This window comes from Vibrio sp. SS-MA-C1-2 (assembly GCF_021513135.1).
Taxonomy (GTDB): domain Bacteria; phylum Pseudomonadota; class Gammaproteobacteria; order Enterobacterales; family Vibrionaceae.
This window is the reverse complement of record NZ_CP090981.1, coordinates 361641-376426: the sequence shown is the minus strand read 5'-3', so window position 1 is coordinate 376426 and position 14786 is coordinate 361641. Positions and strand designations below refer to the sequence as shown.

The 14786-nt window shown below is 40.7% G+C and carries 9 protein-coding genes and 2 pseudogenes; 6 read left to right on the top strand and 5 right to left on the bottom strand.

Annotated elements, in window-relative coordinates; genetic code table 11:
* Positions 1 to 36: 36 nt before the first annotated feature.
* Positions 37 to 4248 (top strand): DNA-directed RNA polymerase subunit beta', encoded by a 4212-nt coding sequence (gene rpoC, locus L0B53_RS06290; RefSeq protein WP_235061298.1) that lies wholly within the window; start codon positions 37 to 39, stop codon positions 4246 to 4248.
* A gap of 308 nt (positions 4249 to 4556) precedes the next feature.
* Here rpoC and L0B53_RS06285 read toward each other — a convergent pair whose 3' ends face one another.
* Together L0B53_RS06285 and rsd are read right to left on the bottom strand one after the other, a co-directional pair.
* Entirely contained in the window at positions 4557 to 5519 is a 963-nt protein-coding gene (locus L0B53_RS06285) for a transposase (RefSeq protein WP_235061297.1), read from the bottom strand.
* A 482-nt stretch (positions 5520 to 6001) separates the two neighbouring features.
* On the bottom strand, positions 6002 to 6481 hold the full coding sequence (gene rsd / locus L0B53_RS06280; protein WP_235061296.1) for a sigma D regulator: 480 nt from the start codon (positions 6479 to 6481) through the stop codon (positions 6002 to 6004).
* A gap of 271 nt (positions 6482 to 6752) precedes the next feature.
* Here rsd and hemE point away from each other — a divergent pair, with 271 nt between their 5' ends.
* Complete coding sequence (gene hemE, locus L0B53_RS06275; RefSeq protein WP_235061295.1) at positions 6753 to 7820, top strand: uroporphyrinogen decarboxylase; 1068 nt, start codon at positions 6753 to 6755, stop codon at positions 7818 to 7820.
* A gap of 106 nt (positions 7821 to 7926) precedes the next feature.
* Here the strand turns inward: hemE and L0B53_RS06270 are convergent, their stop codons facing one another.
* A complete protein-coding gene (locus tag L0B53_RS06270; RefSeq protein ID WP_235061294.1) occupies positions 7927 to 8862 on the bottom strand; it encodes a D-2-hydroxyacid dehydrogenase in 936 nt (311 codons plus the stop codon).
* A gap of 77 nt (positions 8863 to 8939) precedes the next feature.
* Here L0B53_RS06270 and L0B53_RS06265 point away from each other — a divergent pair, with 77 nt between their 5' ends.
* From L0B53_RS06265 to L0B53_RS06255, 3 genes are all read left to right on the top strand, one after another.
* Positions 8940 to 9533 carry a YjaG family protein gene (locus L0B53_RS06265; RefSeq protein ID WP_235061293.1) on the top strand — a complete coding sequence of 198 codons (594 nt, stop codon included), beginning with the start codon at positions 8940 to 8942 and terminating at the stop codon, positions 9531 to 9533.
* Positions 9534 to 9775: 242 nt separating this feature from the next.
* Positions 9776 to 10048 (top strand): nucleoid-associated protein HU-alpha, encoded by a 273-nt coding sequence (gene hupA / locus L0B53_RS06260; protein WP_235061292.1) that lies wholly within the window; start codon positions 9776 to 9778, stop codon positions 10046 to 10048.
* A 38-nt stretch (positions 10049 to 10086) separates the two neighbouring features.
* Positions 10087 to 10806: a DUF1481 domain-containing protein gene (locus L0B53_RS06255; protein ID WP_235061291.1), complete on the top strand. Its 720-nt coding sequence runs from the start codon at positions 10087 to 10089 to the stop codon at positions 10804 to 10806.
* 254 nt (positions 10807 to 11060) lie between these two features.
* Here L0B53_RS06255 and purD read toward each other — a convergent pair whose 3' ends face one another.
* On the bottom strand, positions 11061 to 12377 hold the full coding sequence (gene purD, locus L0B53_RS06250; RefSeq protein ID WP_235061290.1) for a phosphoribosylamine--glycine ligase: 1317 nt from the start codon (positions 12375 to 12377) through the stop codon (positions 11061 to 11063).
* Positions 12378 to 12449: 72 nt separating this feature from the next.
* A pseudogene (purH, locus tag L0B53_RS06245) lies at positions 12450 to 14083 on the bottom strand (bifunctional phosphoribosylaminoimidazolecarboxamide formyltransferase/IMP cyclohydrolase).
* Between the two features lie 191 nt (positions 14084 to 14274).
* On the opposite strand from purH, the pseudogene zntR reads away from it, so the two are divergent.
* Positions 14275 to 14681, top strand: a pseudogene (gene zntR / locus L0B53_RS06240) (Zn(2+)-responsive transcriptional regulator).
* Positions 14682 to 14786: the final 105 nt, after the last annotated feature.

Genomic DNA, 14786 nt, shown 5'->3' with positions numbered 1-14786 from the left:
GCACCTTCATTCATGGGTTACCTCCAGGAGCCGAATGTGAAAGACTTACTCCAGTTTCTGAATAAGCAAAAGCAGACTGATGAATTTGATGCAATCAAAATCGGTCTAGCATCACCAGACGTGATTCGTTCATGGTCTTTTGGTGAAGTTAAAAAGCCAGAAACCATTAATTACCGTACTTTTAAACCAGAGCGTGACGGCCTTTTTTGTGCTCGTATCTTTGGTCCAGTTAAAGACTATGAATGTCTTTGTGGTAAGTACAAGCGCCTAAAACATCGCGGTGTTATCTGTGAAAAGTGTGGCGTAGAAGTAACTCAAACTAAAGTCCGTCGTGACCGTATGGGCCATATTGAGCTTGCATCTCCAGTGGCTCACATCTGGTTCCTGAAGTCACTGCCATCTCGTATCGGTCTGTTAATGGACATGCCGCTACGTGATATTGAGCGTGTACTTTATTTTGAATCATTTGTTGTTATCGATCCGGGCATGACCAATCTCGAGCGTAATCAAATGCTGACTGAAGAGCAGTATCTTGATTCACTTGAAGAGTGGGGCGATGAGTTCGATGCAAAAATGGGTGCTGAAGCGATCAATGCTCTGCTAGACAACATGGATCTAGCGCATGAAATCGAAGTGATGCGTGAAGAGTTAGAAGAGACAAACTCTGAAACTAAGCGTAAGAAAATCACTAAGCGTCTAAAACTTGTAGAAGCATTCTTACAATCAGGAAATAATCCAACATGGATGATCCTGAAAGTATTGCCTGTTCTACCACCTGATCTTCGTCCACTAGTTCCTCTAGACGGTGGCCGTTTCGCGACTTCAGATCTTAATGATCTTTACCGTCGTGTGATCAACCGTAACAACCGTTTGAAGCGTCTATTAGACCTAGCTGCTCCAGATATCATTGTTCGCAACGAAAAACGTATGCTGCAAGAGTCTGTTGATGCACTACTTGATAACGGTCGTCGTGGTAGAGCTATTACAGGTTCTAACAAGCGTCCTCTGAAATCTCTTGCTGATATGATCAAGGGTAAGCAAGGTCGTTTCCGTCAGAACTTACTTGGTAAGCGTGTAGACTACTCAGGCCGTTCGGTTATCACCGTTGGTCCATACCTACGTCTACATCAGTGTGGTCTTCCTAAGAAGATGGCACTTGAGCTATTCAAGCCATTTATTTACGGTAAGCTAGAGCTTCGTGGTCTTGCGACAACGATCAAAGCTGCTAAGAAAATGGTTGAACGTGAAGAACCGGTTGTTTGGGATATCCTAGACGAAGTGATTCGCGAACACCCAGTGATGCTTAACCGTGCACCAACACTTCACCGTCTTGGTATTCAGGCATTTGAACCTGTTCTTATCGAAGGTAAAGCGATTCAGCTTCACCCACTAGTTTGTGCGGCATATAACGCCGATTTCGATGGGGATCAGATGGCGGTACACGTACCTCTAACACTAGAAGCACAGTTAGAAGCACGTACCCTGATGATGTCTACAAACAACATTCTATCTCCAGCGTCCGGTGATCCAATCATCGTACCTTCTCAGGATGTTGTATTGGGTCTTTACTACATGACCCGTGAAAAGATTAATGCTAAAGGCGAGGGCATGTACCTTGCTGGCCCTGCAGAAGCAGAAAAAGCATATCGCACGAAGAACGTTGAACTACACTCACGCGTTAAGGTTCGTATTACTGAAACTATCCGTGATGAGCTAGGCAACGAAACAACTGAAACTAAGATGGTAGCAACCACTGCTGGTCGTGCAATGCTTTGGAGCATCGTGCCTAGAGGTTTACCATTTGAACTAGTTAACCAGAAACTTGGTAAGAAGCAGATTTCTAAACTTCTTAACGAGTGTTACCGTAAACTAGGTCTAAAAGATACAGTTGTATTTGCTGACCAGATTATGTACACAGGTTTTGCTTACGCGGCACTATCTGGTGCGTCTGTTGGTATCGACGACATGGTAATCCCAGCGGCGAAATATACTAAGATCGAAGAAGCTGAAGCAGAAGTTGCTGAAATTCAGGAACAGTTCCAGTCAGGTCTTGTAACAGCCGGTGAGCGTTATAACAAAGTTATCGATATCTGGGCTGCGACCAATGATCAGGTAGCAAAAGAGATGATGGATAATCTGTCTAAAGAGACAGTTATCAACCGTGATGGCGAAGAGGAAGAACAAGAGTCTTTCAACAGCGTTTACATGATGGCCGATTCAGGTGCTCGTGGTTCTGCTGCTCAGATTCGTCAGTTAGCGGGTATGCGTGGTCTGATGGCTAAGCCAGATGGCTCTATCATCGAAACGCCAATCACAGCGAACTTCCGTGAAGGTCTGAACGTACTACAGTACTTCATCTCTACTCACGGTGCTCGTAAAGGTCTTGCGGATACAGCACTTAAGACAGCAAACTCGGGTTACTTAACTCGTCGTCTAGTAGACGTTGCTCAAGATGTTGTTATCTCTGGTACTGAGTGTGGTACACATGAAGGCATGACAATGATGCCGTTAATCGAAGGTGGTGATGTTAAAGAACCGCTTCGTGAACGTGTATTAGGTCGTGTTGTTGCTGTTGACGTTCTACACCCATTATCTGGTGAAGTTATTGCGCCACGTAATACACTTCTTGATGAGAAATGGTGTGATGTTCTTGATGAGAACTCAGTTGACCAAGTTAAGGTTCGTTCTGTTGTAACGTGTGAAAATGACTTCGGTTGTTGTTCAAACTGTTACGGTCGTGACCTTGCTCGCGGTCACATGGTTAACCAAGGTGAAGCAGTTGGTGTTATCGCTGCACAGTCTATCGGTGAACCAGGTACACAGTTAACCATGCGTACGTTCCACATCGGTGGTGCGGCATCTCGTGCGGCTGCTGAAAACAGTATTCAGGTTAAGAACCCAGGTACGCTGAAACTTCACAATGCTAAGTTCGTTATTAACACAGAAGGTAAGCTAGTTATTACCTCTCGTGCAACAGAAATGACTATCATTGATGAGTTCGGTCGTACTAAAGAGAGCTATAAAGTTCCTTACGGTTCAACGCTAAGCTTCAGTGATGGCGATATGATTGCTTCTGGTGCTGTTGTTGCTAACTGGGATCCGCATACAATGCCGATCATCACAGAAGTGGCAGGTCGTATTCAGTTTGTTGATATGGTTGATGGTGTAACAGTACAGCGTCAAACTGATGAACTAACTGGTCTATCTTCAATGGTTGTTCTAGATGCAGCTGAGCGTGCTTCGGCAGGTAAAGATATGCGTCCAACTGTTAAGCTAGTTGATGCGAATGGTAATGATGTAATGATCCCTGGTACTGATATGCCAGCTCAATACTTCCTACCTGGTAAAGCACTTGTTCAACTTGAAGATGGTGCTGATGTTGGTGTGGGTGACACATTATCTCGTATCCCTCAAGAGAAGAGCGGTACAAAAGATATTACCGGTGGTCTACCTCGCGTTGCTGACTTGTTTGAAGCTCGTAAACCTAAAGAGCCAGCAATTCTTGCTGAGATCTCAGGTATGGTTTCATTCGGTAAAGAGACTAAAGGTAAGCGTCGCTTAGTAATCACACCTGCTGAAGGTGATGCATACGAAGAGATGATTCCGAAATGGCGCCAGCTAAACGTGTTCGAAGGTGAGCAGGTTGAGAAGGGTGACGTTATCTCTGATGGTCCAGAGACTCCACATGACATTCTACGTCTACGTGGTGTTAATGCGATGGCTGAATACATCACTAACGAAGTTCAGGAAGTTTACCGTCTACAGGGCGTTAAGATTAACGATAAGCACATTGAAACTATCGTTCGTCAGATGCTACGTAAGGTAACTATCGTGACTCCAGGTGATTCAACCTTCCTAGAAGGTGAGCAGCTAGAGTTTGCTCGTGTGAACATCGAAAACCGTAAGCTTGAAGCAGAAGGCAAAGCGCCTTGTACATTCAGCCGTGACCTATTAGGTATTACTAAAGCGTCACTTGCAACTGAATCGTTCATCTCGGCAGCTTCGTTCCAGGAAACGACTCGCGTATTAACAGAAGCAGCGGTTTCTGGTAAGCGTGATGATCTACGTGGTCTGAAAGAAAACGTAATCGTTGGTCGTCTAATTCCTGCTGGTACTGGTTTTGCGTACCACCAAGAGCGTAAGCGTAGCCAAGAAGCTGAAGTTGTTGTTGAACCACAAGTGGATCAAGAGCAAGCAGCACAAGACTTAGCTGCACTATTGAATGCTGGCCTAGGTGGCAATCAATAAGCTTATCTTTATCAGCGAAGCGATTCGTAGAGATAAATAGGTCGATTTAGTTATTCAATAATTTAATCGATATAGAAAGGGCACCAGAGATGGTGCCCTTTTTTTTGCTCTTTAAAAGTGTTTTCTTTTTAAGGGACAGTCCTACTTATCCTAATAACAAAGTTAGTTCTAGATGGATAAATTTGAGTTAATTAAATTAAAAATAATGTAAGTAATTTGAAAGGAAAGGAGGTTGAAGTTAGCTTAGCTCTAAAATAAAACTATTGTATATGTGTCATTTTGAACAATATAATGTTTTTTATGGAATGTTAATAATCGAGTTGGAGCAGGTTAATTCGCCGTTTTTGTAAATAAAGCTTCAATTTTTCTATATGCTTTGAACTTCCAACCGCTGTTGATTTAAATCGCTCTAATCGAGTTGAGACTTTTACCCATGCTTTTTCATTAATACCTAGTCGTTTCAATGGAGATGATTGCGGAGAAGAGGGTAAGGGAGTTTTTGTATTTTCCTGATGTCTGTTCCAGTCTAATAATTCAATGTAATCTATGAAGTTAAAAGGGATACCTTGGATATCTTTTTTAGTGATGGTTCCGACAAATGGATAAAGAAAGGATCTTGGCTTTAATGGACTTCTTTCTACCTCAAGCCTTAGTTTTATTGATGTGAATTCAGCCTCCTGATATTGATTGTTTACTCCAGCTCTTACTGGATTTAAATCGACATAAGCCATAGCGGCAATAAGCGCTTTTTCATCTAATAGGGCCTGACTTTTGAAACGACTTTCCCAAAAATGCCCTTTACAATCATCTTCTTTATTGGCTCTTAAGGCAATTTCATAGTTTAATTCACGCATAAACCAGCTTAAATTAACCAACCTTTCTCGCCATACTTGAATTAACGCCATGCATATTTCATTTTCAGATGGTGTAATCAATTGATATGCTAACCATCTTTCAACAATTCGTGGTAGATGATGTAGCTGTTGCCATCGTTCGACGACTTCGATATCAGACAATTTTACCGCTTTACTCTGATTTAAGTGTAAAACTAAATGGTAGTGATTACTCATAATTGCGTAAGCACAAATGTCGATACAATAAATCTGCGATAACTCACTGATTTTTCTTTCGATCCAATGACGACGATGTTCATAACTTTTTTGACTGAAATGATCAAAACCACATAAAAATGAACGGCGAACACATCGAGAAACACAATGATAATAAGGTGTTGCATCTATTGATACTAAATTACGTCTCGCTATTGTCATGACCAATAACCTCTATCATTAAACTATTTAAACATAAGGTAACGAATTAAAGAGAAAAGTAACTATCAACTATGTGAATATATGAATTGGATGCAAAATATATTTAAAGTTTACAATTGGTCAGAAAAATTTTTGGAATTGATTTCACACTATATATTAAGGACTGTCCTTAATAAAAAGTCTAAATAAGCTTAGGTAAATAACTGATTACTGGTGCCTGTCCTTTACTTCTGCTTCATTGAGTTAAAGGTGGTGCAATGACTTCATAAAATGGAAAAGGATGCACTTAGGCATCCTTTCGTTATTTACGGTGATATAATCACTCTATACCCTTCATACTTAAAGCGGCTAGGTTGTTGGCGTCGCTCGTTCGCCCTAATCATATAATACATCTATACTCATGAGGCCTCTCTTGCTACTGCTTACTAATAACACCAAGTATTTTAGCTGCATCCAATGATTATATGTTTGTATGAAGACGTTTACTTATTTTTTGGTAGGCTTGGCGCAATTAATCCTAATAGTGAGTCTTCTAAGCTAAAGCGTTCTTCAAGTAATTGACCAATATGAGAAATTTCAATATCAAAGTTCTCTAAGTTATCTTGAGAAGCGGCAACATATCGATCATTAAAGTTTAATAAAGGATCGGTAATCAGAGTAATGTCTGCATATATTTTAGAGATATCTTGGGTCGGGGTGAAACCAATTGTGTCCCAATGTGACATCACCATATCATAAATTTTAAAGTGCCCTGCTGAGATGTAATCAACTAACGATTGGCAAAATAACTGAATATCTTTTGCGCTAGGTAATTGCCCTTTAGCCGCTGCAAATGGTGGTAATCCAGCAATTTTACAGTACTCGATAAGTAATTCTTGACGTGATTCTAACCACTGGTCGATTACTTCATTATTTCCGCCCCATGTTTGCTGGGCTTGTTCGACTTTTTTTAGCATGACCATATCCTCATGACCAGATTACAAATATGAGATAGTCTACTTTAACATTTCATTAGCACTATCTTGACTATATCTTTAAGATTGCCAGTAAATTGGAACAACTGCAAGCCACGAATTATATCAATTATTACAGGATATGAATCAGAGTTTATTTGTTAGTCATATATGACATGCATCATAGTGCAGAAATATAATTTAATAATTCATCAGGATTTTATTACTTTCACTTTTCTGAGTGATATTATAACGAGATTAAATTGTATTGGAGTTTGCAATGTCTGAGTTGAAAAATGACCGTTATCTACGTGCGTTATTAAAAGAGCCAGTAGATTACACCCCTGTATGGATGATGCGCCAAGCGGGCCGTTACCTACCTGAGTATAAAGCAACAAGAGCAGAAGCTGGCGATTTCATGTCGCTATGTAAAAATGCTGAACTGGCGAGTGAAGTTACCTTACAGCCTTTACGTCGTTTTCCATTAGATGCTGCTATCCTATTTTCAGATATCTTAACCATTCCTGATGCGATGGGTCTTGGTCTTTATTTTGAAACTGGCGAAGGTCCTAAATTCGAACGTCCAATTACTTGTAAAGCTGATGTCGATAAGATTGGCATCCCAGATCCAGAAGGCGAGCTACAGTACGTAATGAATGCAGTACGTACCATTCGTAAAGACCTTAAGGGTGAAGTGCCTCTAATCGGTTTCTCTGGAAGCCCATGGACACTCGCAACGTATATGGTTGAGGGTGGCAGTTCTAAAGCATTCACTAAAATCAAAAAGATGATGTATGCAGATCCAGCGATCCTACACGCACTTCTTGATAAATTGGCAGACAGTGTTGTTAGCTACCTAAATGCTCAAATCAAAGCGGGTGCGCAATCTGTGATGGTTTTTGATACTTGGGGTGGCGTATTAACTCCTCGTGATTATAACGAGTTCTCCCTACGCTATATGCATAAAATTGTCGATGGGCTAATCCGTGAAAATGAAGGTCGTCGCGTACCTGTCACGCTATTTACTAAGAATGGTGGTATGTGGTTAGAGCAGATTGCAGCAACAGGTTGTGACGCTGTTGGCCTTGATTGGACAATTAATATCCAAGATGCAAAACGTCGTGTTGGTGACAAAGTTGCATTACAAGGCAATATGGATCCGTCTATGTTGTATGCTTCCCCTGAACGTATCCGTCAAGAAGTCGGTACTATCCTCGAAGGGTTTGGTGATGAAGGCACGGGGCATGTCTTTAACCTTGGTCACGGTATTCACCTAGATGTACCGCCAGAAAATGCCGGTGTATTTGTTGAAGCGGTACATGAATTATCGAAGCCTTATCATAAGTAAGCGTTGTTAATCGATTATACGATTAAAAGATTAGTACCGTTAAAATAAGCTCAGAGTTATCTCCTTTATTCTCAATAAATGGAAATACTCTGAGCTTTTTATTTTTCTAATACCCAGTCTTTAGGTCAATCACAAAATCTAACGGTTGATGTTGACACCATTTTAAATAATTTCGACTGAATATTTCAATGACCTGTTCAGGACTACTGATCGCTGCTATATGTGGTGTGATAGTGATCTTGGGGTGATGCCAAAAGGCGTGGTCTTCAGGTAGCGGCTCTTGCTTAAAGACATCTAAAATAGCATGTGAAATCTGTCCCTTTTTTATTGCAGTTAAAAGCGCGTCTTCAACAAGACTGTCCCCTCTACCGACATTAATAAAAATTGATTTCAGGCATGAAGAAAAGAAACTAGTATCAAAAATATCACGTGTTGCTAACGTTGATGGAAGCACCGAGACAATAATGTCTTGCGGTTTTAGCTGTTGAGTTAATTCAGAAAAAGGCAATATTTCGTCAAAGTAGGGATTAACATAAGCATCAATATCGAAGCCTGTCCTTGTTATGATCCCAGATCTATTTACTCCAACTACTGGCATATTAAATGCTTTTGCCACCTTGGCGATCTCTTGTCCAATAGTGCCTGTCCCTATTATGACCATACGGCGATCAGACAAAGTCTGATAAGAGTAACTTTGCCACAGCTGTTGATTTTGATTTTTTTTATACTCATTCTGGTGGCGAGTCAGGGAGAGCAGTTGTCCAAATACATATTCAGACATCGGTTGACCAAAGATCCCTTTTACGTTGGTCAAGGTGACGTGATTTGGTACTTCATTAAGGATGGCATCAATCCCGGCATAGGTTGATTGAATCCATGATAGCTTTGAGCAATGCGTTAGGGTGTTTTTTAATTGGGGAGGATCAGCTAGTATTATATTAGCGTCAGCGATTGACGTCGTAATCATTAACTCAGGCAGTGCTTTTTTGCTTAATAGATCATGATATTTGGAATTGTTTGATATTATTGCCACTTTGTTCATAAAGGTTCCTTTTTAGTGTGAGCGTTATCAAGTACACTGCATCATCCTGTTGATCCAGCCATATCGTAGAGTCATTTATGTTACAGAATCCAATCCACTTACGTATTGAAAAATTTGAACCTTGGCAGCATATCACTTTTATGGCATCGCTTTGTGAGCGTATGTATCCTAATTATGCGTTATTTTGCCAACAGACAGAATTTGCCGACAACCGCGCTTATCGGGTGATTTTAGATAGTGTTTGGGAGTTACTCACTGTTAAAAACGCAAAAATTAACTTTGAACGCCAATTAGAAAAATTAGAAGAGCTAGTACCAAGCCCTGATGATTTTGATTTCTACGGTGTCTACCCTGCGATTGATGCTTGTGTTGGGCTATCGACATTACTTCATGCGTTACTTGATCGTGATGATATGCTAGAACAAGTCATCGAAGTGAGCCAAATTTCAGCAGGAACCGTTGCGCAATTAGAGAGTATGCAAACGGGTATTGAAATCACTAATGATAATGCGAAAGAGAATGAAGCGGTTTGTGAAGAATGGGATATTCAGTGGGCTATTTATCGTCCATTGCGTGAAGCTGAGAGCCGAGATATTGAGCTAATCCGCTCGCTTCGCGATGAGTTACGTGCTGAAAATATTAGTAATATTGGAATTGAATTCCAAATTTAATTTTGATTTTATGCCATATTGTATAACGTAGCAGTGACAAAACCTCTCGTTTTCACTGTTACGATTGGTCTCGATATTGAGCATCATAAAGTGTGAAAATTGTTACATTATGAGATCTTCTTCACTTTGTGACGAAAAAAACGGCAATTAAATAGTTAAATAGTGACAAACCTTTGCCACATAGGCTTATTTTGGATTAGAGTGTTTTAGTCCATAAGAACAACCATAGTAAGGAAAAAACTATGAACAAGACTCAGTTAGTTGATCAAATTGCAGAAAAAGCAGATCTATCAAAAGTACAAGCAAAAGCTGCCCTAGAAGCAACACTTGAAGGTATTACCGAATCACTAAAAGATGGTGACCCAGTTCAGTTAATTGGATTTGGTACATTTAAAGTTAATCATCGTGCAGCTCGTACTGGACGTAATCCTCAAACGGGTAAAGAGATCCAAATTGCTGCTGCAAATGTTCCTGCATTTGTATCAGGTAAAGCACTGAAAGATGCGCTAAAATAATTTATACTCCGTCAGGTATTTACTTGGCGGAGCCTTCCATGAAAAAAATTCTCTCAATTTGCATTCTATTACTTCTTACTGGCTGTGCTTCATCAGGAGCTGATAAAATAAAAAAAGCCATAACGATTGTAGAAACGGCAGGCAAAAACTCTCATAGCGGTACTGATCTTTACTGGCTCGATAGTGAAAACAATAACCCTACTTACCTCTCTGTCAGTAAACATTCCATGGATTATAGTTATTCTGAAAGTAGCTATCGTTGGAAAGGCAAAGTTTTACGCGAAGTGAAGCAGAAAGGAGAAGTGATCAGCCATGGCCAGAGCCAACCGTTTTCTCTCCATGTTCGTTTTAATAATAAAAATCAACCAATCTACCAATTTTATCAGATTGGTGAATCTCGCTTACCTTTAGAAGCGACACAGTTTTCAAAAATTAAAAAAGATTATCAATATGCATTAGCGTTTATCGATAAAGAGCATAAGAAAAATCGCGCCATGTATCAGATTTTTTTCCATAATGGAGAGTTCTCAACTTGTGATGGAGAAGTCATCTCCGTTAGTTTTGAGAACTCAACGGTTGAAAATGAAGTAATGACACTTGAGGCGCAAAATAAACTCTATCATTTAGTGGTGATAGCAGACAAAAAACAGAAGTTAATTGAGTTGGGCAGTGACTTGAAAATAGAGCAACTTTTAGCGACTGATCACAGTGCAACCTGTATTGCTCGCCCAGAACTGGTTGAAAAGGAAGAGACTTAATCTCACTTTTTATCTTATTACGCTTAGGATATATACTTAAAATAATTGGAGTTGCTAGTAGGCGGTAAGTGAGTGAGAGATCATGATATCTGATCGGGGCGAATGAACGTAGTCCACAACATAGCAACTTCGAATCTGAAGAATATAAAGTGCGCCCCTTATTGAAGTTTTAACTCAAATAAGGGGCGCACTTGTATGGGTTGGCTCTCGTTTATGTTTGGTTTTGCTATAACTTAGCTTGAATCTCTGAGCTATTAAGCTGCAACTTCTCTCTCAATCGCCCTGTAACCTATATCTGAGCGATAAAAACTAGTTGGCCAACTCACATGGCTAATAACACGATATGCGTTGTATTGAGCCTCAGAGACATTTTTTCCAAGAGCGGTTACACAAAGAACGCGACCACCATTTGTGACAATATGACCATTAGATAGTTGAGTGCCTGCATGGAATACTTTGATATCATCGATGGAAACATCAGCAATAGACGTGATTCCATCGTCAATCGGTAGCGCAGAGATCAGGTCACCTTTAACATAACTACCTGGGTATCCCTTCGCCGCTAATACTACACCAATGGCTGGTCTTGAATCCCAGCGAGACTCTACGGTATTTAACTCCCCTTGAGCACCCGCTAAACAGAGTTCAACTATGTCTGATTGCATTCTCATCATAATTGGTTGGGTTTCTGGATCACCAAAGCGACAGTTATATTCGATAACCTTCGCAACCCCTGATGATGAAATCATTAGTCCGGCATAAAGAAAGCCTGTGTAAGGCATACCTTCTTTAGCCATCCCTTCAACGGTAGGTTTAATGATTTTATCCATCACTTGCTGGTGGATCTCAGGAGTAACAACAGGTGCAGGAGAATAGGCACCCATACCACCAGTATTCGGACCTGTATCACCGTCACCCACGCGTTTATGGTCTTGGCTTGTTGCCATTGGAAGAATATTTTCACCATCGACCATGACGATGAAACTCGCTTCCTCACCGGAAAGAAATTCTTCAATCACGACTCGGTGACCGGCATCACCAAAGAGGTTACTGGCCAAAATATCGTAGATAGTCGTTTCTGCTTCAGTAAGAGATTCTGCAATAATAACCCCTTTACCCGCAGCTAACCCATCGGCTTTGATAACGATTGGGAATGACTTATCTTGAAGGTAAGCAATCGCCGGTGCAATTTCAGTAAAATTCTGATAATCAGCTGTCGGGATTTGGTGACGAGCAAGAAAATCTTTAGCAAATGACTTTGACCCCTCTAATTGAGCCGCCGCTTGTGTTGGGCCAAAAATGACTAAGCCAGCGGCCTGAAATTGATCAACTACGCCGAGTACTAATGGAACCTCTGGGCCAACAATCGTTAAGCCAATATTTTTCTCTTTAGCAAATACAATTAATTGGTCAATATCTTCAACCGCAATGTCAACATTTTCAAGTTTAGATTCGAGGGCTGTCCCTGCATTTCCAGGTGCAACAAACACTGTTTCAACCAATGAGGATTGAGCCGCTTTCCAACCTAAAGCATGCTCTCTACCGCCACTTCCTATAATTAAAATATTCATTCATCTCTCCTGAGAGGTCGATCTGTTCAAATTAAATAAGGATTGTTCTTTATCATTGAATACGTTGAAATATTAGTGACGAAAATGACGCATACCCGTGAAAATCATGACCATATCATGCTCATCCGCCGCTTCAATCACTTCATTGTCACGCATTGAGCCACCAGGTTGGATAACACAGCTAATTCCCGCTTCTGCCGCTGCGTCAATACCATCTCTGAATGGGAAGAAAGCATCCGACGCCATAATAGATCCAGTAACTTCTAGCTTCTCATCTGCTGCTTTGATCCCTGCAATTTTTGCTGAGTAGACGCGACTCATTTGTCCTGCACCCACGCCGATGGTCATCTTATTTTTGCCATAAACAATCGCATTCGACTTAACAAATTTAGCCACTTTCCAGCAGAATAGCGCATCGCTTAACTCTTTTTCGGTCGGTTGACGACGACTCACCACTTTTAAATCATCCAGAGTCACCATGCCTTGGTCTCGGTCTTGGACCAGTAATCCACCATTAACGCGTTTGAACTCTTTCTCTGTCGTTGGATTATCCCATTGACCACAAACTAACAGACGAAGATTTTTTTGCTCTCAATGACTTTTGCCGCTTGCTCTGAAACCGTTGGGGCAATAATGACTTCTACAAACTGGCGGTCAACAATGGCTTGCGCTGTTTCTACGTCTAATTCACGGTTAAAGGCGATAATGCCACCAAATGCCGACGTAGGATCTGTCTGATAAGCACGATTATAAGCCGTTAAAATATCGTCAGCTAATGCCACACCACAAGGGTTGGCATGTTTTACAATCACACACGCTGGTTCGACAAACTCTTTCACACACTCTAATGCTGCATCGGTATCAGCTATGTTGTTATAAGAGAGTGCTTTGCCCTGTAATTGCGTCGCCGTCGCAACAGATGCCTCTTGCGGGTTAGCTTCTTGATAGAACGCGGCGTTCTGATGGCTATTTTCACCATAACGAAGATCTTGGCGTTTATGGAATTGCATATTTACAGTACGTGGGAAATATTTAGAGGAATAACGAGGACAGTCCTCATTATGTTCTGTTTTTTCAATATCTTGATTTTCGGCTTGATATTTTCTTTTTTCAATAATACTACCAAAATAGTTAGCAATCATGCCATCGTAAGCGGCGGTATGTTCAAAAGCAGCAACCGCTAAATCAAAGCGAGTCTCATCCGTCACTGAGCCGTTATTTTCTGACATTTCAGCAATAACACGCGGGTAATCTTGATGGTTAACGATAATCGTCACATCATTGTGGTTTTTGGCTGCGCTACGAACCATTGCAGGGCCACCGATATCAATATTCTCAATCGCATCTTTAAGAGGACAGTCCTTGTTAGCGACGGTGGCAGCAAAAGGGTAAAGGTTGACGACAACAAGATCGATAGGGGTAATTTGATGTTCTGCCATCACGGTATCATCTTTACCACGACGACCAAGAATTCCACCGTGAATCTTTGGATGTAGAGTCTTAACCCGCCCATCCATCATTTCGGGAAATAAAGTATGATCTGAGACTTCCGTGACAGCAATGTCATTTTCAAGTAATAAGCGAGCAGTGCCCCCAGTGGATAATATGTCTATATTTTGTTCGCGGAGTTGTTGGGCAAACTCAACAATCCCAGTTTTGTCTGATATGCTAATCAAAGCGCGGCGAATAGGGCGGTGGCTTTCCATAAATATAAGTTCCTTTTAACGATACTGTTAACTATATTTTTAACGATGTTTGATACTACTTATTACTTTACTGGTCACTCTATCATCTAACGGTTAGATGGTGCAGATTTTAAACATATCCTTATTCTAACTATAAATCCACAACACTCAAGCAAACGTTTGCTTTTTATTTTAACTTCTTTGGAGAGACGATGTATTTAATCGGAGAATTAGCGAAAAAATGTCATGTGAGTGCTGATACATTAAGGTTTTATGAGAAAAATAATCTACTAAAACCGAGTGCACGGAGCCAGAATGGTTACCGGCTTTACAGTGAAAATGATCTCGCGCGAATTCTATTTATTATTCGCGCTAAAAAGGTTGGTTTGAGTTTAGATGAAATTCGAGAATTGCTTGGGATTCAGCTGGAAGCGAGTCAGCATAGTTGTGCAGAAGTGAAAGCAATAACACAATCGAAGTTAGATACCATTGATGAGAAAATTACAGAGCTTACTAAGATCAAAATTGCTTTAAAAAAATCAATGATGCCTGCTGTGGGCAGGTCGATGAAGATGCAACAAACTGCTCGATCTTGACTGCACTGGGTGATCATAACTAGGTGTTATTACTTTTTATTTTCCACTCTTTATTTTCAGATTGTTATTCTGATTTGTTTTAATTCTTATTGGTTCTTTGCTTATCTCCAATGGTGCTCTTGTTAAGA